At 43.7% G+C, this 21455-nt stretch carries 24 protein-coding genes; 6 read left to right on the forward strand and 18 right to left on the reverse strand.

Annotation, left to right across the window (positions count from 1 at the left end; all coding sequences use genetic code 11):
* Positions 1 to 21: 21 nt before the first annotated feature.
* The 4 genes from metE (at position 22) to RYL88_RS04455 (ending at position 6473) form a co-directional block, all read left to right on the forward strand.
* Entirely contained in the window at positions 22 to 2292 is a 2271-nt protein-coding gene (metE, locus tag RYL88_RS04440; protein WP_314989281.1) for a 5-methyltetrahydropteroyltriglutamate--homocysteine S-methyltransferase, read from the forward strand.
* Between the two features lie 353 nt (positions 2293 to 2645).
* Positions 2646 to 3527, forward strand: coding sequence for a methylenetetrahydrofolate reductase (locus tag RYL88_RS04445; protein ID WP_314989283.1), 882 nt, complete (start codon positions 2646 to 2648; stop codon positions 3525 to 3527).
* 866 nt (positions 3528 to 4393) lie between these two features.
* Entirely contained in the window at positions 4394 to 5290 is an 897-nt protein-coding gene (locus RYL88_RS04450; RefSeq protein ID WP_314989285.1) for a DUF3137 domain-containing protein, read from the forward strand.
* Between the two features lie 46 nt (positions 5291 to 5336).
* The gene (locus RYL88_RS04455) at positions 5337 to 6473 is read left to right on the forward strand and encodes an Imm26 family immunity protein (RefSeq protein WP_314989287.1); all 1137 of its coding nucleotides are present in this window, start codon (positions 5337 to 5339) and stop codon (positions 6471 to 6473) included.
* A gap of 113 nt (positions 6474 to 6586) precedes the next feature.
* Here RYL88_RS04455 and RYL88_RS04460 read toward each other — a convergent pair whose 3' ends face one another.
* The 17 genes from RYL88_RS04460 to RYL88_RS04540 all read right to left on the reverse strand — a co-directional run bounded on the left by RYL88_RS04460 (position 6587) and on the right by RYL88_RS04540 (position 19201).
* The gene (locus RYL88_RS04460) at positions 6587 to 7291 is read right to left on the reverse strand and encodes a metallophosphoesterase (RefSeq protein WP_314989289.1); all 705 of its coding nucleotides are present in this window, start codon (positions 7289 to 7291) and stop codon (positions 6587 to 6589) included.
* 816 nt (positions 7292 to 8107) lie between these two features.
* Positions 8108 to 8503, reverse strand: a complete 396-nt coding sequence (locus RYL88_RS04465) for a polyphosphate kinase (protein WP_314989292.1) — start codon at positions 8501 to 8503, stop codon at positions 8108 to 8110.
* Positions 8500 to 9015 (reverse strand): translation initiation factor IF-3, encoded by a 516-nt coding sequence (gene infC, locus RYL88_RS04470; protein WP_002944238.1) that lies wholly within the window; start codon positions 9013 to 9015, stop codon positions 8500 to 8502. Before infC ends, RYL88_RS04465 begins: the two co-directional genes overlap by 4 nt.
* 172 nt (positions 9016 to 9187) lie before the next feature.
* On the reverse strand, positions 9188 to 11008 hold the full coding sequence (gene thrS, locus RYL88_RS04475; RefSeq protein WP_314989294.1) for a threonine--tRNA ligase: 1821 nt from the start codon (positions 11006 to 11008) through the stop codon (positions 9188 to 9190).
* Positions 11009 to 11580: 572 nt separating this feature from the next.
* The gene (locus RYL88_RS04480) at positions 11581 to 11916 is read right to left on the reverse strand and encodes a phage head closure protein (RefSeq protein WP_314989296.1); all 336 of its coding nucleotides are present in this window, start codon (positions 11914 to 11916) and stop codon (positions 11581 to 11583) included.
* Positions 11903 to 13552, reverse strand: coding sequence for a terminase large subunit (locus RYL88_RS04485; RefSeq protein ID WP_314989298.1), 1650 nt, complete (start codon positions 13550 to 13552; stop codon positions 11903 to 11905). The genes RYL88_RS04480 and RYL88_RS04485 overlap by 14 nt, the downstream gene beginning before the upstream one ends.
* Positions 13552 to 13890 carry a hypothetical protein gene (locus RYL88_RS04490; RefSeq protein ID WP_185898159.1) on the reverse strand — a complete coding sequence of 113 codons (339 nt, stop codon included), beginning with the start codon at positions 13888 to 13890 and terminating at the stop codon, positions 13552 to 13554. The genes RYL88_RS04485 and RYL88_RS04490 overlap by 1 nt, the downstream gene beginning before the upstream one ends.
* A 104-nt stretch (positions 13891 to 13994) precedes the next feature.
* Positions 13995 to 14288 carry an HNH endonuclease signature motif containing protein gene (locus RYL88_RS04495; RefSeq protein ID WP_314989300.1) on the reverse strand — a complete coding sequence of 98 codons (294 nt, stop codon included), beginning with the start codon at positions 14286 to 14288 and terminating at the stop codon, positions 13995 to 13997.
* Entirely contained in the window at positions 14285 to 14560 is a 276-nt protein-coding gene (locus RYL88_RS04500; protein ID WP_314989302.1) for a head-tail connector protein, read from the reverse strand. Before RYL88_RS04500 ends, RYL88_RS04495 begins: the two co-directional genes overlap by 4 nt.
* Positions 14560 to 15771 (reverse strand): phage major capsid protein, encoded by a 1212-nt coding sequence (locus tag RYL88_RS04505; protein WP_314989304.1) that lies wholly within the window; start codon positions 15769 to 15771, stop codon positions 14560 to 14562. The genes RYL88_RS04500 and RYL88_RS04505 overlap by 1 nt, the downstream gene beginning before the upstream one ends.
* A 10-nt stretch (positions 15772 to 15781) precedes the next feature.
* A complete protein-coding gene (locus RYL88_RS04510; RefSeq protein ID WP_185898163.1) occupies positions 15782 to 16327 on the reverse strand; it encodes an HK97 family phage prohead protease in 546 nt (181 codons plus the stop codon).
* 2 nt (positions 16328 to 16329) lie between these two features.
* A complete protein-coding gene (locus RYL88_RS04515; protein WP_185898164.1) occupies positions 16330 to 17484 on the reverse strand; it encodes a phage portal protein in 1155 nt (384 codons plus the stop codon).
* The gene (locus RYL88_RS04520) at positions 17468 to 17599 is read right to left on the reverse strand and encodes a hypothetical protein (protein ID WP_314989305.1); all 132 of its coding nucleotides are present in this window, start codon (positions 17597 to 17599) and stop codon (positions 17468 to 17470) included. Before RYL88_RS04520 ends, RYL88_RS04515 begins: the two co-directional genes overlap by 17 nt.
* A gap of 333 nt (positions 17600 to 17932) precedes the next feature.
* On the reverse strand, positions 17933 to 18382 hold the full coding sequence (locus RYL88_RS04525) for a hypothetical protein (RefSeq protein ID WP_314989307.1): 450 nt from the start codon (positions 18380 to 18382) through the stop codon (positions 17933 to 17935).
* On the reverse strand, positions 18382 to 18741 hold the full coding sequence (locus RYL88_RS04530) for a hypothetical protein (protein WP_314989309.1): 360 nt from the start codon (positions 18739 to 18741) through the stop codon (positions 18382 to 18384). Before RYL88_RS04530 ends, RYL88_RS04525 begins: the two co-directional genes overlap by 1 nt.
* Entirely contained in the window at positions 18738 to 18980 is a 243-nt protein-coding gene (locus tag RYL88_RS04535; RefSeq protein ID WP_314989311.1) for a hypothetical protein, read from the reverse strand. The genes RYL88_RS04530 and RYL88_RS04535 overlap by 4 nt, the downstream gene beginning before the upstream one ends.
* Positions 18977 to 19201, reverse strand: coding sequence for a hypothetical protein (locus RYL88_RS04540; RefSeq protein ID WP_314989314.1), 225 nt, complete (start codon positions 19199 to 19201; stop codon positions 18977 to 18979). The genes RYL88_RS04535 and RYL88_RS04540 overlap by 4 nt, the downstream gene beginning before the upstream one ends.
* A gap of 146 nt (positions 19202 to 19347) precedes the next feature.
* On the opposite strand from RYL88_RS04540, the gene RYL88_RS04545 reads away from it, so the two are divergent.
* Together RYL88_RS04545 and RYL88_RS04550 are read left to right on the forward strand one after the other, a co-directional pair.
* The gene (locus RYL88_RS04545; protein ID WP_314989316.1) at positions 19348 to 19566 is read left to right on the forward strand and encodes a hypothetical protein; all 219 of its coding nucleotides are present in this window, start codon (positions 19348 to 19350) and stop codon (positions 19564 to 19566) included.
* The gene (locus RYL88_RS04550; protein ID WP_314989318.1) at positions 19566 to 19787 is read left to right on the forward strand and encodes a hypothetical protein; all 222 of its coding nucleotides are present in this window, start codon (positions 19566 to 19568) and stop codon (positions 19785 to 19787) included. Before RYL88_RS04545 ends, RYL88_RS04550 begins: the two co-directional genes overlap by 1 nt.
* A 250-nt stretch (positions 19788 to 20037) precedes the next feature.
* On the opposite strand, the gene RYL88_RS04555 is transcribed toward RYL88_RS04550, so the two are convergent.
* Positions 20038 to 21455 (reverse strand): hypothetical protein (locus tag RYL88_RS04555; RefSeq protein ID WP_314989320.1); only part of this gene is annotated, 1418 nt, incomplete at its 5' end.

The following is a 21455-nucleotide window of genomic DNA, read 5'->3' on the forward strand; positions in this document are numbered from 1 at the left end:
AATTTAAAAAAAGGAATCAAAATGATAAAAACTTACGTTACGGGCTTCCCGCGAATCGGAGAAAAAAGAGAGCTAAAACGCGCGCTAGAAGGCCTTTGGAGTAAAAAAGAGGGTTTTAGCGAGGAGAATTTGCTAAGCGTCGCTAAAACGCTAAAAAATAGGCACTGGCAATATCAAAAAGACGCCGAAATCTCGGCTATCAGCGTGAACGATTTTTCGTTTTACGATTTGATGCTAGACGCCATCGTGGCATTTGGCGCAGTACCGCCTAGATTTGCGAATTTAAGCGGATTAGAGCAGTATTTCGCCTGCGCTCGCGGCAACGAAAAAGGCGTAGCGATGGAGATGACTAAGTGGTTTAACACGAACTACCACTACATCGTGCCCGAACTTAGCGCCCAGACGACCTTTAAGCTTGATGCGTCGAAAATCATTAACGAATACGAAGAAGCAAAGGCCGCCGGCGTAAAAGGCAAGATAAATTTAATCGGCCCTATCACGTTTTTAGCGCTTTCAAAGACCACCGACGGCAGCTGCGCGCTTTGCCATTTAGACGCGTTAACGGCGCAATACGTCAAGCTTTTGGAGCAAATTTCAAAGCTAGATGGCGAAATCATAGTCCAGCTAGACGAGCCGATATTCGTAACTAGCAAGGGCGATGCGCTAACTGATAAAATCGCGCCCGTCTACGAGAAGCTAACCGCAGCCGCAAGCAACGTAAAAATCGTGTTTATGACCTATTTCGAACACGCGCTAAAAGCCGTGGACGAAGCGCTAAAAACTAAAATTTACGGCATCGGGCTTGATTTTGTATACGGCGAGAAAAATATCGAGGCGCTGCCTGCTATCGCAAACTCTAACGTGAAGCTTTTTGCAGGCGTCGTAAACGGTAGAAACGTGTGGAAAAGCAACATCGACGAGCGCGTAAATTTCGTCAAGCAAATAGCGCAAAAACTAGGCGGCAAGGACTTTTACGTAGGATCTAGCTGCTCGCTTCTGCACGTGCCTTTTACCCTAAAATACGAAGAAAAGCTAAATCCCGAGGTCAAGAGTTGGCTAAGTTTCGCCGTTGAAAAGCTAAGCGAAATCGCAATCATCGCAAAGCTCGCAAACGGCGCGGCTCTAAACGAAAACGAAGCTAAAATTTACACCGAAAATAAAGCCAGCGCGAACTCCCGCGCAAATTCTGCTCTCATCCACGACGCCGCCGTCCAGGCTCGCGTCGCGAATTTAACCAAATTCGAGCGCGAAGAGAAGTTTGAAGACCGCATCAAAATCCAGCACGAAGTCCTAAACTACGGCGTCTTGCCGACTACGACGATAGGTAGTTTCCCGCAGACGGTAGAGCTTCGCGTTCTGCGCCAAAATTTCAAAAAAGGCGAGATCAGCGAGCAACAATATAGCGACGGCATCAAAAAATACATCGACGAGTGCGTCAAATTTCAAGAAGACGTCGGCCTTGACGTGCTAGTCCACGGCGAGCCGGAGAGAAACGATATGGTCGAGTATTTCGGCGAGCAGATCAAAGGCTACGCGTTTAGCGAAAACGGCTGGGTGCAAAGCTACGGCAGCCGCTGCGTGAAGCCGCCTTTGCTTTTCGGCGACGTAAGCCGCCCAAAAGCGATGACGGTCGAGTGGATATCCTACGCGCAAAGCCGCACGAAAAAGATAATGAAAGGCATGCTAACCGGCCCGGTAACTATCCTAAACTGGAGCTTCGTGCGCGACGATAAACCGCGAGCCGATATCGCTAAGCAGCTTGCTCTATGCATCTACGACGAGATCGCCGATCTGCAAGACGCTGGCATAAAAGTCATCCAAGTAGACGAAGCCGCGTTTAAAGAGGGCTATCCGCTACGCGACGAAAACATCGGCGCATACGAGAAATTCTCGGTCGATTGCTTTAAGCTCTCGGTCGCTTCGGCTCGCGCGCAGACGCAGATCCACACTCATATGTGCTACTCGGAGTTTAACGACATCATCAAGACCATCGAGGCGATGGACGCCGACGTTATCAGCATCGAGACGGCTCGCAGCGGTAACGAACTGCTAAAAATCTTTAAATCCGTCGGCTACAAACAAGAAGTGGGCCCGGGCATCTACGACATCCACAGTCCGCGCGTACCCAGCGTCGACGAGATGGTCGCGCAGATCAGAGCGCTACTAGAAGTGTTGCCTAAAGAACAACTCTGGATCAACCCCGACTGCGGCCTAAAAACCCGCAAATGGGAAGAGGTCAAGCCGAGCCTAAAAAATCTCGTGCAAGCCGTCAAAATCGTGCGAAATTCGTAAATTTAGAGCTTCGCTTAAATCTCGCCGCCTTTTTGCTATCTAGCAAACGGGCGGCGGTTTAAATTTAGCGGCTTTGCGCTAGGTTGATTTTGCTTTTTTTGGCGCAAATAGGCTTGGTTTTTTCGACTAAATCGCTAGCTAAACTTAAATTTAGACGCCTTTTTTGGACGCTATCTTACAAGCGGCGCAAACTCGGTGCGGGTTAAATTAGGCTTAAATTTTGTAAAATAAAGCTCGTCGCAAAGCAAAATTTGCGGGATTTTGGCTAAAATCAAACTAAGTTTTCTTCCGCGCCGTAAGCGTAAATTTAGCCGCAAACGCCGCGTTTTCTACATATTAAATTTGGAAATTTCATGCTAAAAGAAAAAATTTTAAATAAAGAAAAAAATCTTTTGCTTTACGCTTTGACGCCGCCCAAGGCCGAATTTGAAGAGGCCAAGCTGCGCGAGATAGCAGACCGCTGGACTGCGCGCATAGAGAGCGTAAACGCAGACGGACTCGTGCTTTACGAGGTGCAAGACGAAAGCGATAGAAGCGACTCGCAAAGGACTTTCGAGTTTAGCGGGACGCTAAGCCCGCAAAGCTACTATGCAAACTACCTAAAAGTCGCGACGCCTGGGGTATTTTACCGAGTCGCGGGCGGATACGACGAGAACGAGTTTCGCGCGGCTTTGGTGGCTCAGAGCGCGGATTTATGCGTGCTTGTCGGGGCTACGTCTAGCGCGCAAAAAACAAGGCTGGATTTGACTCGCGCCTACGAGATCGCGGGCGAATTTAAAAATTTAGCCTCAGGCGGCGTATGTATCGCCGAGCGCCACGGTAAAAAGGGCGATGAGCCGCAGCGAATGCTGGAAAAAATCCGCCTCGGAGCTAAATTTTTCGTCTCGCAGGCGATTTTTGACGCGGATTTAGCGCGCAAATTTTTAGAAGACTGCGCGGCGGCCGAGATTAGCGAGCCGATATTTCTCACGTTTTCGACCGCGGGCAATCCAAAAACGCTGGAATTTATAAAGTGGCTGGGCGTGAGCGTGCCGCAAAGCGTCGAAAACAGGCTAAATGCAAGCGAGGACTATCTAGCGCAAAGCTGCGAAATCATCAAAGAGATTTGGAGCGAGCTTAAAAGCTTCGGCGATAAAAACGGGCTAAATTTAAGCGCGAACGTCGAAAGCGTGATGGCAAAACGCGCCGAGATCGAAGCGAGCCTAGAACTAGCCCGCGAATTTAGGTCGCTTTAACGGCAAGCTCGGCGGCGAATTTGAGTTAAAAACGCGCGAAATTTAAGCGTAAAATCGCGCCGCAAAGCAAATTTTACTTTCGCGCGGCTTTGGTTAAATTTAGATGGTTTTGCCCAGAGCTTAAAATCCGTAAGCGCTAAATTTAAAGAAGCGAAATTTAAGCGCAAAATCGCGAATGAAGCCTGAAAATACGCAAACGGCACAGGCTGTAAATTCACTTTTGCGCTTGTTTAAATTTAGCCGCTCTTGCTAAAAGCTAAAATTTACGGAACGCTAAATTTAAGCGGCGTTTAGATAAATTTAAAATGCTTTGCTCGCTTGCGGACGGGGTTAAATTTACGCCAAAGAGAAAAAACCGAAGCTAAATTTAAACGAAAGGAGCGCTAGGCAAAGCAAATGCACGCGAATCGGCTAAATTTACGCGTAAATCGGGGCGATAAAATACGAAAGGCGAGTGTTAAATTTTGCGCTCAAAGCAAGGTAAAAAGCGGCGTGAAATCTCGATGAGCGCGGAGACGGCTAAAACGCTAAACTACGGGTGGCGCGAATTTAAACGAAAGCGCAAGAGAAAGCGGCAAATTTTAAAGAACGCGAGATAAAAAGTGGCGTAAATTTAATAAAAAGCAAGACGAAAAGCCGTAAAATTTAAGCGCGAACGTTAGATTTAAATTTAGTCGCCTTGTCTAAAATCAATCGCCGCGGCAAAATTTAGCCGTATTTAGCGGCTTTGGTTTGCGAGTCGCAAGCCGTAAAAAAGCGGCCAAACGCGCAAAGGAGTTAAAACGGAGACTTTATTTACCTTTATTTTCGTCGGCGCATTTGTAGCGCTTTTTGCGCTTCCGGCGGCTTCAAATCTTTTTGCGGCTTTGGGCGAAAAATCCGCCCCAAACTCGCCCGCGAGCGAGCTTTCGTCCGAGCTAAAAGAGCTAGAAAACGAGCGCGTAATTTTGGTCGCCGCTACCAAAAAAGCAAATTTGATCGGCCTTGGCGCGGGCATTTGCGCGGGCGCTGCGATAACATATCTTTTAGACGCGATTTTCGGCGCTGCGATAGGCGCGCTCGTTTATACTTTTACGGCGATGCTTATCACCGCATCAAAAAGGCGCGAATTTAGGGCTAATTTTAAACGCCAAATCATAGAAAAGATCGTAAAAAAGCACGGATTAAATTATGATAAAGACCGCGGGCTGGGGCTTGACGAGTTTTTTACGATTTATGATTGTACGGTGCACCAGTGGAGCAGCGAGGATCTGGTGGAGGGCAATATAGATGGCGTTAGCGTCAAATTTAGTGACTTTTACTCCGCCAAAAAGGTGAAAAAGAAAAATAGCACCGAGACGGTCGTACTATTTCGAGGCGTGCTTTTTAAGGCCGATTTTAACAAAACTTTAAGCTCCATAACTCAAATTTCGCATGTAAACTCAAGAAATTTAGCAATCTACGGCAAAAAGGCGAATATGGACGACGTGAGATTCGAGGAGATCTTTGACGTCTATACGACCGACCAGATCGGCGCTAGATACGCGCTCAGCCCGGTACTAATGGAAAAATTTACCCAGCTTTGCCTAAGACTAGACGCGCCGGTAAACGCCGTTTTAAAGGATAGCCAAATCTTCATCGCCGTAGAGACCTGGCGCGACGACTTTGAGCCGCAGCTTGGTAAATCGCTAACGGACGAGGCGACGCTAACTGCCTATGAAAGCGAGATAGAAAGCTTTACGCAGATAGTAAAAGAGCTAAATTTAAACCGCAAAATTTGGTAGCGCGGCAACGCGGCAAGCGGCGCGCAAACGAAAACGAAAGGGAAAAATGTTTGAACTAAATAACGAACAAAGGGCGTATTTCGGGCTTGATGCAGTGCAACAGAGCTGGGAGCGGGTAGAGTTTGCCGGGGATAAATTTAGACCCGCTAGCGTGCTGTATTTTGAGGGCGACGTCATCAAAAAGCACGTGGTTTCCACGGACGAGCTTTATGCGGAATACGGCTACGACGAGGCGACTAAGGGGCGCGAGATACTGCTACCTAAAACCGCAAAAGGTAAGGAGACGAAACTAACGCCCGCAAATTTTGAAAAGCGCACGCCACTTGGAGTCTATTTATACGCCGATAAATACAGCCTGCGAATCGCTAGCTTTGCCTCGCAGACTACGTTTTACGACAGCGTATGGGAGAGCGGACACGGACGGGAGATGGATTTTAGAAGCGAGATAGAGCGCTTTATCGCCGATTTAGACTCGGATCACGCGCGTAAGATCGAGGAGTTTAAGAAAACGGGCCGTAAAAATATCAAATTTAAAAGCGGAGATTTTTTCCGATTTAAGCTTGACCGCAACCGCTACGGCTTTGGCAGGGTGATTTTAGACGGACATAAACTGCGAAAAAGCGGCCTTTTGCCGGAAGGCCACGAGATGCTAGGGTTTATGGGAAAACCCGTTTTTGTCGAGCTTTTTGCGTATGCGTCGCAGGGCGAAGCAAGCGTGGGCGAGCTGATGTCGCGCCCTAGGCTGCCTATGGACGTGATGTTTGACAACGCGTTTTTTTACGGCGAATTTGAAATTTTCGCGCACGAAAAGATCGATTCCTCGCAGCTTGATTTTCCGATGAGTTTTCACGTTAGCCCCGCGCGGACGTATTTGCAGTGGGGATTTATAGAGATCTGCTCGGGCGAGCAAAGCGTGATGAAGGCCGCCTCGCGCGAGCTAAAAGAGCTGATAGAAGAAAATAATTTGAAATTTAACTGCATCGGTTTTAGCCCGCGATATGCGCAGTTTGAGATCGCTGAAATTTTACGCGGCGAGGAGCTTGCCTACCAAACAAACGACCTAAGAGACCCGGAAATCCTCTGGGCGAGGCAGGAGCTGATGCGCATTTTCGGACTTGATCCTGCTAAAAGCTACTTTGAGAACGCGCAAAGGCTAGGCGTTAAGACGGTTTTGGAGTTGTGAAGCTTGTGCGGCGAAGTTAAATCAAGCTAAATTTAGTCGCCGAATTTATAAATTTTAGCGCTATGCGAGCTAAAATCGCACTCGTTTACAAAGCCTCGGCGCGAAAATTTACTCTAAAATTTTAAAATTTCGTCGTAGCATAGATGAAACTCGCAGCCGCGAGCGGAGATTTTTCTATCTGCATGAAAGTGCCCGAAGTACCATTTCTCGGGCTTTGCAAGCTCAAAAATACGCTCTAACATATCCGTAGTCGGATCGTAAATCGCTCCGCCGCCCAAAAACAGATCACTAAGTGCGGACATTAAAAAAGTAGGCGCCGTGTGGCTTAGCACTGCGTCTATCTTGCCGCCTGCGCTCTTAAAACGAGCTAGATTGCTAAGCGCGAAATTTAGCTCGTCCTTGCTTGGGATTTCTGCGTCCCAGTAGCTTACGTTTAGCCTGCGCCAAGCTCTGTCGATGCTAAACGCTCCGCCGAAAGCTAGAAAATTTCGTCCGTCTATCTCGTAAATTTCTCCGCGCCTAAGCCAAAATAAATTCTCCCCTCCGACGCCTACTTTGCCGCCGAATTTTTCCTCGGTCGGCAGGCCGTAGAGTAGGTCGAAATTTTCGTGGTTGCCGTCGATAAAAAGCAGCGTATACGGCAGTCTGCCCAGCCGCTCTCTAACGAGCCGCTCGTTTGGCGTATCGCTAAAAAATAGACCAAAATCCCCAAGCACGATCACGTAGTCCTCGCGCGTAAAATTTCGGCTCAAAAAGGCCTTGTTCGTGATTTTGTGAAGCTCCGCGCTCCCGTGCGTATCGCCGCAAAGGTATATCATTTTTTCTCTTTATGATTTAAATTTTAGCGCGATTTTAGCTAAACTTAGGCGAAATTTAGCTTTGCGGTAGATGAAGTAAAAAAATCGCCGTCTTGCTTCCTGCAAATCATGCGTAATCGTTTGCATCTTTGCCATGCGGTATTTGCAAGCGCGCTAAATTTAGCAAATGCGAGCCGCGTTTAATAAACTTGGCGTAATCGTCGGGCGGCTTGGAGCTTTTACGCGCTTGTAGCGTTTTGCCTACGATTTGAGCGGCTAAGTCGTTAAATTTAAGAGCGACTCGCAAAAAAGTGGTAGCCCGGTTCGTAAAATCAAAATCCAGCTTAACACTTGCGTTATTTTATAATTTTGTCGCAAAATTTAGCCATTTTATTCAAATTTAGCGCGCCTTTGGCTGCCGTCTAAAGTTACGGCGTTTGCAACTGCTTGCTTTGATGCTTAGCGCGTTGCAGCCTAAGATAAAGCTTTAGTCTCTGCAGTATTTACGGCGAGCAATTTTGCGTTGCTTCTATCATAGTTTCGGCGCCGTTTTTTGGCTTTACTAACCAAATTTTGGCTTGATTTAGCGTAAAATCGGCTTGTGTGGCAATTTTTTGCTAGCGCGCGGCGGCTTTATATATTTCTAAATTTTTACACGGCGCAAGCATGGAGGCGGCCTAAATTTTAGCGGACTTAGCCGACCGCCGGTTTGCTTTTTATCGTAAGGTTTGTGGAGTTAGGCGCAGATGCTTTAGCGCTTAGAGGCTCTCATCCGTCTTTTAGGTGCCTTAGACCTAAAGACGGATTTTAGCCGGCGCAAATTTAATATTTTTTGCGCTATTTTTCGCAGTCTTTCGCGGTTAGCTCTATTTTGCTAAAAAGCGCGCCGCTTGGTAAACGGTAATTCATCACGATACTTTTTGCTTTTTGTAGTAGCATAAGGGTATTTTTATCAGAGCAGAATTCTTCCGTCAAAAGCTCTTTCATGCTAGACGCAAATTCTTTTTCATATTCGTCCGAGATGGTTTCCCAGTCTATGTTTTGCGAGTTTTTAAAGACGTATTCGTAGGCGATTACCTCATCTTTGCAGCTTACTTCGGTAGCTTTTATGTTTTCGTCTTCCATTTGATTTAGCGCTGATTTGCCGCCGATGACGGCTAGTCTTAGATACGGGCTACACTCGGCTCCGGCTAGAGCTAGAGCCAGAGCGCAAACGAGACAAATTTTTCTCATCTTTTGGGCGTTACTAGCATATTTACGTAGCGGCCTTCTAGCAGCGGCTCTTTATCGCGGTCGGAGACGTCTTTTACCATCTCCCAGACTTTTTGTAGCATCGCGACGCCGGCTTCGGGATTGCTCATCTCGCGGCCTTTTAGAAATACGCGAAATTTGACGTGTTTGCCCTCTTCTAGAAATTCAAGCGCATGCTTGACTTTATAGTTGATGTCGTTTTGAGCGATTTTGACGGAGAGCTTGATCTCTTTTACTTCGATCGTTTTTTGCTTTTTCTTGGCCTCTTTTTGCTTTTTTTCCTGCTGATAGCGGAATTTGCCGTAGTCCATTATTTTGCAAACGGGAGGTTTAGCATCAGGCGCGATTAGCACCAGATCAAGCCCCATTTTCTCGGCGATTTTCAAGGCCTCTACTCTTGGGATGACGCCGTATGCGGTGCCGTCGTCTCCCACGCATCTCACTTCGCTCGCTCTGATATCTTCGTTGAGCAATACTTCGTTTTCTTTAGCCAATTAGTTGTTTCCTTTAAGTTGAAATTTGTTGATTATATCCAAAAATATTGTGTTTTTATTGTATTTTTCGTTGAAATTTATTGCGCTGTGACAATTTTTGCAGATTTTGGTAAAAGCCAGGCTTAGCATAAAGCCGCGCCTAGCTCAAATTTAGCGGATTTTCGCTGGTGTTTCAAAAACTTACCTCGGCGAGTTTTGATTTTAGCAGCTCGACGAATTCATCCAGCTTCATATCTTTTTGCTCCCTGGTCGTGCGGTCGCGCAGAGCGATGGCGCTATTTGCCACTTCGTTGTCGCCCAGCACCGCGATCATCGGTACACGCTGTTTTTCTGCGGTGCGGATGCGTTTGTTTAGACTCTCGTTTTTGCTTGCGATTTCGCTATCTACGCCGATTTTGCGAAGCTCTTTGGCGACAAATTTAGCGTAGTCTAGATGCGCGTCGCTGATCGGCACGATGACTACTTGCGTCGGAGCGACGAAAAACGGCAGCTCGCCGCCTGTATGCTCGATTAAGATACCGATAAATCGCTCAAAGCTTCCCAGTAGCGCGCGGTGCAGCATGACGGGCTGCCGGCGCTCGTTATTTGCGTCGATGTAGCCCAGATCAAAGCGCTCAGGCAGGTTAAAATCGACCTGGATCGTGCCGCACTGCCACTTGCGTTTTAGCGCGTCGGTGATTTTGATGTCGATTTTTGGGCCGTAGAATGCACCGCCGCCCTCGTCGATGCCGTATTTAAAGCCGTTTTCGTCAAGCGCTTCTTTTAGCGCTTTGGTCGCCGTTTCCCAAATTTCGTCCCCGCCGATCGCTTTTGCAGGCTTGGTCGAAATCTCCATCTCGTAATGAAAGCCGAAATTTTCCATTATTTTGCCGGCAAATTTTAAAATTTCTAGGATATTTTCTTTGATTTGGCTTGGCATACAAAAGATGTGCGAGTCGTCCTGGGCAAATTCGCGCACCCTAAAAAGTCCGTGCAAAACGCCGCTTTTTTCGTGGCGATGCACGACGCCGTACTCGAAAAATTTAAGCGGCAAATCGCGGTATGAGCGGATGTCGCTTTGATATACCTTGATGTGGCCGACGCAGTTCATCGGCTTTATGCCGTATTCTGCCTCGTCGATTGTCGTAAAGTACATATTTTCTTTATAGTTTGCGTAGTGGCCGCTCTTTTTCCATACGTCGGCTTTTAGTAGCTCTGGTCCACGCACCGGCTCGTAGCCTCGGTCGCGGTGTGCTTTGTATAAAATTTGCTCGAGTTTGGAGCGCAAACGTCCGCCGTTTGGTAGCCATATCGGTAGGCCGCCGCCAACCTCTTCGTCGAAGGTAAACAGCTTCATCTCCACGCCAAGCTTCCTGTGGTCGCGTTTTTTAGCCTCTTCGATGATTCGGATGTGCTCTTTTAGGCTCTCTTTATCGGCAAATGCGGTTCCGTAGATGCGGTTTATCATCTCGCGCGTCTCGTCGCCGCCCAGATACGCGCCGGCTACACGCGTTAGTTTAAAGAATTTTAAAAATTTGGTATTTGGCAAGTGCGGTCCGCGGCACAAATCCTCGAAATTTCCTTGCTTGTAGCTGCTGACTTCGCCTTCTGGGATGCGCTTTAGCACCTCTTGTTTTAGCTCGTCGTCTTTAAATTTATAGCTCATAAAGGCTTTTGTAGAGCTTGCTTTGACGATGTCAAGCTTTGCTTCGGCTAGCTCTTTCATCTTGGCTTCTATCGCCGCCAGGTCTTCGTCGCTAAGCTTGCTGTTGGCCTCATCGACCTTAAAATCATAATAAAATCCGTCCTCGACGTTTGGTCCGACGAAAAATTTGGCCTGCGGATAAAGCTCCTTGATAGCCTGCGCCATGAGGTGCGCACAGGAGTGCCTGATGACGTTTAGCGCGTCTGGGGAGTTGTCGAAATAAATCGGTTCTGCGGCGTTTTCTCGCCCGTTGATACTCTGGGTATCGACTATGTTTCCGTCCAGTTTGTATGCGATGATATTGCTCATTTTACGTCCTTTTTATCGAAACATCTTTCTTACGCTGAAAGAATTGGGCTTGATTTTAGCTAAAATGTTTTTAAGCTTTACTTAATGTTTTATTTGATTTGGGTTTAAACGGCGGTCAAATTTGAATTTTGAATATAGTAGAATATATTGATTAAATTTTAAATATTGTTAAATCGGTAATATTCTCAATATAGTTTATTATACTTTAAGAAAACTAACGCTAATATTTCATCGAATGAAACATGCATTTATCTCGTCTTTGCATTGTTTTGATTCATTTTTCTCCCAAATTGCGCAAAGGAGTGGTTGCCTTTGCGCTTTAATTATTAAATTTTACTTCTCAAAAACTCGCGCGAATTTAAAACATAAATATATTTTTTGGCTATTAACAGACGAATTTGACGAAAATTTAGCGTTTGGGTTTACGGTGCGAAAGATAAAGCAAATTTGAAAATTTGAATCCGAAAGAAGCGAAATGGTGGCCCCGAATGGACTAAAACTATACCGCTTTACATACGATAAAATAGCAGTTTAAGGTTTAAAATTGGAATATTTCTTACCCAATTTCTTACCTAATTGTGATTATTGCCTTTTAGCTTAGCATAAATTTTAATATCTCGCATGCCAAATTCATAATAGTCTATGCCGGTTATTTGGTAGGTATTACCTCTAAATTTGATCTCGTAGTCAATCAGACTTTTATCCTTTAAAGCCTCATTGAAATTTACCGTGAATAAAACCTCGGCCTCAGATTGAATTTGCGCTCGCTCATAAGCCTCTTTCGCCGATAGCTGCCTTACATAAGCCCAAACATCTTTTAGCAAGTATTGCTGCTGTTTTTCAACCTCGCCGTATTCGTTTGTAGTCGAGACGTAACCTAATATACTAATCTTTTTATCTTTTATCATCACAAAGCCTTTCAAATTCTGTTAAATGTTCGCACAACCCGACGTAAGCGTTTAGTAGCGATGCCGTGCCATCTATTCTTTGACGCGGGTTGTTGCTCTTTACGGGGATTATGTTTGCGTTCCTATCCTCTACCACCCCGGTATTACTCAAGCACCATTTTAGGATCGGGCTGTTGTTGTAATTTACCCTTTTAGCCTGCAAATCAGCTCCTAGGATTTGCAAGGGTAGCGATAGGGTTTTGGCTCCCTGAATGCATCTAATCATCTTAAAGCCCTCTGTTTGCATTTCCTCCACCCAATACCTAGCCGAATAGCTATCATAGTAAATCCATAGCACCATAATTCCGTTTTGTTTGACTTGTTCTAAATACCACGCCGTAACGTCCGAATAGTCGATAGTGTTTCCGTCGCAAAGCCTTAAAAGCCCGTTTGAGTGCCAAATATCGTAAGGAATTTTATCCTCTTTTATTCTAGTCTCTAGGTTGTCTCTAGGTATCCAATACATCTGCTTAACTAGCCTTTCGCCGCCACTTATCGTTACTAGCGTAGCGCAGGTTAAATCAGTCGTTATGGATAGATCGGCTCCGCCTATGGCGTATACGTTCTTAAATTTAGGCTCGTCGTAAGTTTTTGGATTGTTGATAACGTCAAAGCTTAGCCATGCGTTGCGCGAGCTCTCTCTGATATTAAAATCTTTAGTAAGGATGCCGATTAAATCTTTCGGGCTGTTTTCTGCCCTTTTGGCCTTATCTGACAAGTCGGCGTATTTTTTAATACTTCCTAGCCCGGGATTTGCTTTGATCCATTTTTTCTCGTCTTTCCATTCGTCTTTGCTATCAAGCTCATAGATGATAGGCAAAAAACTATCGTCTTTGAAAATGCCGTCTGTGATATTACAAGCATATTCGTAAATATCGTCGAATATGCACTCTCTGACCGTGCCGGCCGTCGTGATCATAATTACCAACGGCTCACGGCGCGCGGATTGGCTTTGCTTCATAACCTCGTAAAGGTTTCTGTCTTTTACGCCGTGGAGCTCGTCGATAACTACCAAATGGGAATTTAGCCCGTCCAGGGTGTTGCTATTCTTACCTAGCGGCATCATCTTGGACATATTAAGAGAAAAATATAAATCGCTCTTTCTCTTTTTTAGAAATTTACTAAGTTGCGGGCTTTGCTTTACCATATTTAGAGTTTCGTCAAATACGATCTTGGCTTGCTCTTTTTTGGTAGCTACCGAATAAACCTCTGCGCCCGCTTCGCCGTCGGCGATCAGCATATAAAGGCTAAGGCCTGCTAATAGCGAGCTTTTACCGTTTTTTCTAGCCACCATAAAAAAGGCCTCTTTGTATTTTCTTAGCCCCGTCTTTTTATCTACAAAGCCGAATAGCGCAGATATAAAAGCTTTTTGAAATAGATCGAGCTTTAGCGGACTGCCGGCCCATTCTCCTTTTGAGTGTTTGCAAAATTTCTCTATAAACTCGATAGGCCTTAAAGCTTTTTTCTCGTCGAATTTATACGGGTTATTTTTTTCTTTCATGTCGTTTATTAGCTTGTCGTAAATTTTTTCTACTCTTTTGCTGACTAATATTTCGCCCGTTTTGATTTTGCGATAATACTCTTTTATGAAGTTCATTATTTGCTCGAGATGAAATTTATCAGCTCGCTATCGTCGGCTGGAGACGGATTTTTATCTATCAGCTCCATAAGCTGCCTATACACTAGCGAATACCGCTGAATAGTCGTGTTGTAGCTTTTTAGCGCGGAATTCTCTCTAATAAAGCTTTGTTTGCCCTGGTTAAATTCCTCTAAAATTTCGCCTTTTTCTACTACTTCTTTAAGTCTTTGCATGGTTTTATTCATAAATTTTAACTCGATTACCAAATCTTTGGCCACCTTTTGCCTACTTTGCGGCGCAAGCTTGATAAGCTCGTCTAGTTCGTCATTGCTTGATATTTTTCTTGTTTTTGCCATATTAACCCCCTTGTGGTTTTGTCTTGGAGGGATTTTAGAAACTCCCCCGCCGATTTTCCCCGAAACTTAGATTAAACTTAAGACGGGGGCTACTTAGCTAAAATCTATCCAAAGACCTTAACTAAATCGCCGTTCTCGTCAAATTTTAATCCCTCTACCGTGCAGCTTCTCTCAAAGTGTTCTTTGTTGTGGCAGTCCTGACAAAGCAGCTCCAGGTTCTCCCAATGCAATGTTAAATTAAAATCGTTCTGATTGGTTTTGCTTAGATGCTTTTTGTGATGGACTATTCTACCTATGCCGCCGCAACGCTCGCATATTCCGTTTTGAGAAATATAATAAGCGTTGCGCGTCTTTTTCCAATTTTGGCTTTGATAGAATTTATTATCAATGCTTCTCATCTACTAAACCCGGCTTTGAGCGATAACGCTTTTAAGAGATTATCTATAACCTTGCTTAGCTTCTCGCTCTCGCTTTGCTCGGCGTTATACCAAAGTATCAAGATAAATTTACTTAGCTGTTTGGCTAGCGGCTCTTTTTCTTGCGCCTGCTTGCTTAGCCCGGTACTTACCTCGATATAATCAGGGATTGCATTTAGCAACCCCTTTATTATTTCGTCGTTCTCGTTGCCGTCGAGCCTTAGCCACTCTCTAGCTTCCGCGACTTCTATCATCACGCCGCCCTTGATAGCTTGATAAAGGCTTCGTCTACTATCGGCTTGCAGTCGGCTATCGCCAAAGCCCTATAATCTATCTTGCCGGACTTAAAGCTTGACTGCGTTGAGCTTTCAAGCATTATACCGCTAGGTAGGTTATAGCCTAGATAGTCAAAGTTTCCAAATATTACGTTATCGTTTGCCATGTAGTCATCCACGATAACCTCAAAGCCTAATATCTTACCTACGTTCTCGCTCTTTGGATCAAGTACGAATATCGGGCGTCCGTTCGTGTCGGTTAGTCCGTAGAATAGATTAAATAGCGTTGCGTTGCTCATCGCCCATTTGGCGTTTGATGCATAGCCTCGCTTTAACGCTCCCGCTACTTTTACCACGTCGGCATAAGTTAGTCCGGCTTTTTTGAATTCAAAGTGGTTGCTATCTTTTACCCAAGTTATACCGCTTAGTACGCCTTTGCCCTGATTAGTTCCCGTGCCGTTAATAAGCGCATCCGAGATACAATTCATTACAGAGCTTTGGAGTTCCTCTATGATGTAGGTCTCAAATGCCGATACGCTCATTTTTGAGGCGGCTACCGATAGAGAAAAGACTTTCATTATCTCGTAGGCTTTAAAATTAACTATTGCAATATCAGGTCTTTCCTCGCTCACGTCTGCGCCCTCTGTGTGCCAGCTGGCTTTAGAGGTTGGAGTTCCTACCGGTATATCGATATTAGACGGCATCGCAAAGCCTCTTGTAACCCCGATTACGCCGCCTTGCGTTCTAGCCTTACTTATTACTTCGTTTAGCGTAGATGTAGGGATTACGCCTGCGACATTGCTTAAGCTTGCGAAGCCGGACGCTCTTAGCTCCATCTGCGCCGCATTCATAGCTCTTTGTTCGGTCGCATTTAGCGGTTGATTTAGTAAGGTTTTGAAAAAGGCTTGTTTATATTCGCTTGTACCAAATACGTCTTTTGGCTCTGCGCTTCTTACCTCAAAGCCCATATTGTCAAGCTCTTTTAGCCCGTCCTCTTTGCTTCTAGTCTGCTTTTCGCTTAGATGTGCTTTAGCTTCTTTTAGGCCGTCGATTTCGATATTTATCTCGTTCATATCGATATTGGCGTTAGTGTTGATCTCTTGTTTGATCTCCTGCGCTCTAGCTTCGATTTCTTTTAGGGTTTTTGTTTTATAGTGGTTAAAGGCTTCCGCCACGGTCTTAAATTTCATCGTTTTTCCTTTAGTGTAAAATTATGTTGTTTAGTTCGATAAGCTTTTTTGTCCGCTCGTCGTCGTTAAAAGCGTTTATCCTACTCCTAGCCTCTACGCTTGTCGCGCTGTATGCCGGGTATGGCGTTACGCTAACCTCATATACCTTGTCTATCTTATGAATAGTTCTGGTATTGCTCGCCCTGTCATAGCTGTCTCCGCCCTCGCTCACTTTAAAGCCGAAACTCATTGCCGTTAAGTCTCCGCGCTTTACAGCGGCGTATATCGATTTGGCTTCTGCCGTATCGGGTAAAGTAGCTATCATTTCAAGCCCTGCCGAGCTTTTATTAAATTTCATCGTTTTTGGAGTTCTTGCTAGCGGCACTTTTGAATTATCGTGGTTGTATAAAAGCCTCGTGTCGCTTAGGTCGCACCCATCAAGCGCGGTAGGCAATATAACCTCGTTGTAGCTTAGTCCGCTATCGTTTATGGTGGCCGTTTGGTTAAAAACTATCGGCAAGCCCGTTAGTATCATATCCTCGCTCGCCTTGATCTCGCAACTTCTGATTTCTTTCATTTTTACTCTCCTACCTGATATTTATTAGCTTTGTCCGCATCTACTACGTTAAGCGTTTGAAGTCTTTTGTCTCCGTCTTGCACGGCCGGCAGATTTAAAATTTCTAATGCCTGATTTATACTAAGCAGCCCATAAGGCATAAGCTCGGAAATTAAATTTATTTTAGTGGCATTGCTTGAGAATTGAAGTCTGCCGCTCTCAAATGTAATATAGTTTTTAAATTTAATCTCTCTTTGGGTAAAAATCTTTCTGGTAAATTCTAAGCTCATCTGCACGGCCAAAGGCTCTATGACGCTCTCGTAAAAAGCTCCCCATTCGTTCTCGTTGTAATTGCTCTTTACGATATTTTCACTAATGCCCAAATAGTCGTAAATTTTATTTTTTATCGCTGCTAGCTGTTTATCGTCTATGCTTACGGGCTTGCTCTCGATCGGTAGAAACGAGCTTTTGGCGTCTGTTATTACTACGCCGCCGTTATTAGACACGCCTAAAAAGTCTTTGATAAAACGCTCACGCATCTTTGTCATTTCGGCATCCGGCAATACCTGCTCGTATTTCATAATGCCTCTGATGTTGGCTCCGGCTTTTATGGCGGTATTTAGCCCCTCGTTTTGAGTATGAGCCAGATCTAAGGTATTGTTGATCGCATCGTTGCTGTCGCCGAAATATTTAGAGCCGTTAAAATGGCGTCTTAGGTGAATGATATTTTTGTATTTTTGGATTAACTCCCCGTCTTTAGCGATAAACCTAATATAAAGCTCTCCGCGTCCGTCCTGCAAAAAGGCTGCGTTGGTCGCATCGATAGGATAAAAGCCTTTGATGCCCGTTTCGTCCTCGTCTATCAAGATAAAGGCGTTATTATGAATATAAAGGCGAGTTACCACCTTATACAAAAAATCGTAAGCGTTCATTAATTCGTTTGGCTGAATTTGGAGTAAGTAGTTAATGTTGCTTACGGCCTGCTTGTTTAGCTCGTCTTTGATGACGTGCGAGCCTTTGAGTTTTGCAGCGTTTCTTGCTATCGCGTCGATCGCCCCTCTGTAAATGTCGCTTGAGTATGCATCGCCGCCGAATGCTCCGAATGCGTTTTGATTAGCGATCAAGCTAAATTCTTGCGGCTTGGGTTTTCTTTTGAAAAAGTTAAAAATCGTCTTCATCTCCTAGCTTCCTGATATTTGGATATTCCACGATCTCGCCGTCTTTAATGATGGCGGCTACGAATTTTATATTTACGCCCATAACTCTTTTCCCGTTTTCGTTAAGCCATAGCATAGATTTATCTTGTATTACTTCGTCGCAGGTCCGGCAGGGCTGATTAGTAAAAAGCACGGTTATCATAAAGCCTATTATAGCTTTTTATTGTAAAGTTTTCAATACTAAATATAATAAAATCTCTATATATAGGCATTATATTAAGTATTGAAAAGTAGATTAGGGTATTTTAAACCCTAATCTAACCTCTTATTTTAAAACCCTGTATAAGGGCTGATCCTAGCTAGGACAATATCGCTTCCCTAGTGCGCTTCCCATATCTACAAAGCCGGTAGGGTCGTTCGTTTAGAATTAGGCTTATTCAAGAGGGCAAATTCGCCCCCTTTGATAAACTTAATTTGCCTGCTTTTTCAAAAACTCGTCTAAATACCTGCGCTGCTCCTCAACGTCGGGCACGTTTGCCCAAGGATTTGCCCATTTATCCAAAAAGCTTTTTAGGCTCGCCTGCGTTACACCGATCGTTTCTATCATCTCGCTTATGAATGTTCTATCCTCGTCGGTTAGTTCATCCGTGTCCTCTTTGTCGCTTAGAAAAAAATCGTAATATCTTTTATTGACCTCTAGCGCCTCGACAAACTCTAACGTCTGTAGACAAAACTCCTTTAAGTATTCGGGTCTATCTCCGTCAAAAATAGAGGCTAGCTCGCGCTCTACTTTATTCTCGTCTATCCGGATAATTAACCGCCCCTCTTCGTCCATACGCCTAGGGTTAAAAATTTGCGGGTTATTCTTTGATAAAGCCACCCTGCTAGCTTCGTAAAAAGCATTCATATTTTTCATCATTAATCTCCTTGTAGTAGCTTTTCCATTTCCTCGCACTCGGCGCGCTCGGTTTCGCTCATCCTCTGTAATTCAAATTCGTATAGCTTATCGCACGCTTTATGATACTTCTCCAATAACTCGCTTTTTTCCTCTTTGGTTTCTTTGAGCTGTAGCCTTAGCTCTTTTAGCTCGTCGTTCAAAGCTCCCACCATAACACTCAAAGCTTCTTTTTTGTCGGTTACGTGAGCTAGCGAGCAATAAAGCCCGTATGCTGCGTCGTAAATGGCTTTATGCGTTAAGTTATCAGCTCCGCCCGCTCTTTCCACAAGGAGCTTATTAAAGCCCTCTTTGCTGTCGTCTTTTGGCGTAAATAAAATCATTTCTTTATCTCCTCTCTTTTCTCGGTTAGCTTTTTTTCTGCATATTGGCTTACAGCCTCAGCAATATCATCAATAACGCCGCTTAAAAAATAGCCTGCATTTATCATCACGTCGCTATTCATATTTGTAGCCTTTTGAAGATGCGGCAAAGCTAATACTAACGTGCTGATGTTGTTTAGCGTGCTTGGCACTTCATTTGCTAGGTCTAGTTCATCATTTATTTCAAATGTGAGTTTCATTTCTTTGCTCCTTTCATTTTCTCGTCAATGTAGCCTTGGGTAGCTATTGCAGCTCCGCCTATTAGCGTCGATAGAAAATAATTTACGTTCTGCTCCGCTTTCTCGTTTATTCCTACGGCTTTCTGATAATGCGGCAAAGCCTCTACGAGGTATGCTATTGCGCAAAGTGCATCGGGCAATTCATTCTCTATGTCGAATGCATTGTCAAAACTTAGTGTCATTTGGGCTCCTTTAAAAGTGATAAACAAATAAATTATTTGTTATTTAGCCGAATTGTAACATTTTTAATTTATTTTGTCAATATCTTAATAAATAATTTATTTGATATTTGCTAGAATACACACATAAAACATTTATATAAGGGGTTATGGATATGCATTACGAAGCTTTTGAGGCTCTTTTAAACTCTGTTGGATTGTCAAAAAAAGAATTTGCAGGGTTGGTTAAAATGAATTATACAAGCGTCACAAATTGGAAACAATCAGACAACGTTCCCGAGTGGGTCGATAGCTGGATACAAAACTACAAATTTAAAAACTTCTATGACGTCGTAAAAACGGAATTTGATAAACAAAAGGATATTTGATGTTTTACTTCCCGCAAAACGCTAGCGTATTTGTTTTTTTGTTCGTTATGTTTGTAGCTTATAGAATTTACAAAAATATGGCTAAGAATAGCGCTTTGCACGATGTCGAGCTTAAAAACGTGAAAGAGATGTATCAAAGAGGCTATGAAATACGTCTTAGCGATCTTAAACACGTTACGGCGGAAGAATTAAACGATCTGCATATAAAATTTATACTTTGACTTTTCTACTTCTAAAAACTTTTTAGATTAAATCTTAACCCAAAAAAGTTATGACAATATGACAAATTACTCGCTAGCTCCCTAAAATACGGTGTTTGATTGTCATAAATTATGTTATGACACCTTATGACACTATGACAATTTTATAGTCTCTGTCATATTGTCATAGGCTGTCATAGACTGAATTATGACACGCTAACCCCCTAGAATACGGGCTTAGCGGTCATTTTGTCATAGTGTCATACAAATTCTAAATAATAGATATGATATTCCCATTCTCTATTTTTAATTTTGACTTGGTTAGGTTTATTAGCTCGTTTTTTGTCATATTGAATTTTCTATAAACTTCTCTTGCACCCATGGGCAACCTTTGTTTTTTTACAAAATCCAATATTTTCTCCGCTAGTTCTAACTTATCAGATACAGTCGTGTTTGTGATCTTGTCGATCAGTGGACTAAAATCAAGATACCCTCTTAAAAACTCAATCCCTTTTTTAACTGTCTCATCAGATACTAAGTATTCAAATTTATACTCTTCATTACTTTTTTTGCAGGCTCTGTATTTGGTAAATTCTTGCAAGTAGTGCAACATTATAATAATAGAGGTTAGATTATAGGTTGTTCTTCTGTTTGCTAGGCTCATAACCTTATATACAGTGCTATTACTTTGCTTGTATAGCCTATTGCTTTCTTGCTCGGCAGCCCTAACCCTTTCTACAAAATTAATCAAAATATCATTCGTAGCCAGGTAGTTCCTATTTATTTCATATCCTGAAAATTCTTTTGCAAATTCGTAAATCTCGCTAGATAATTCCATATATTCATTCTCCTTGTGTGCCGGAATGGGAATTATTTGCGTATCCTTATAGTCTAGCTCATCGGCGCAATATACCATAATACAACGGTTAAAAAAGCCGCCCTCTAAATGGTGCATGAGCTGTTTGGATGATAAATAGGCAAGGTTTGTATCGGCATAAAAAAAGAAGTTGGCTTGTTCTATGTAAGGCTCCGCATGAGCATTGATCTTTTGGCTAGGCGTCTTTATCCTATCCTTTCCATGTGCCGATACTATAAAGTCAATTATTGCGTTTTTATCCATTTTTAGGATATTTCCTAGTTCTTCCATCTCTAGCATTTGCGTTTTTGTGGTCTCAAAGCACTGGCATAACCCCTCTAGGCTAGTATTTTTCTCGTGAATGCTACCTATGAGTTTATATTTTTTATCTGCATCTGCCTTTGAAATTTCCTTATCTTCAATCATTTGCCTTATTCTGTCTTTTTGCTCCTGCCTTGCTTCACGATCCGATCTACGTATGGGATCAAATAGTAACTTGTTTTGAGTGCTAAAATTTATACCTTTTCCCACTCCGCTATCGCTTAGATCAAGCATATAAAAACCGCCCACTCTAAGGCCACCGTGCGATAGTAAAAAAGCTAGATTTTGGATCGCTTTTAGTTCTATTTGGGGATATGTGCTAGGAAGCGATTTTTTTAAAAGACCGGTATAGCCATTAAGCCAGTCGATACCAAAATCAAACTGCGACATATACCTACGCTTTAACCTATCGCTTTCTTGTTTTGTAATTTCTTCAATCTTCTCTGCGCTAGGTTTAGTTTCTTTGGGTATAATCTGTTTATTCTCATAGTTGAAGTCCTTTCGCCTAGCAT

It is taken from the genome of uncultured Campylobacter sp. (assembly GCF_963517995.1).
GTDB lineage: Bacteria > Campylobacterota > Campylobacteria > Campylobacterales > Campylobacteraceae > Campylobacter_A.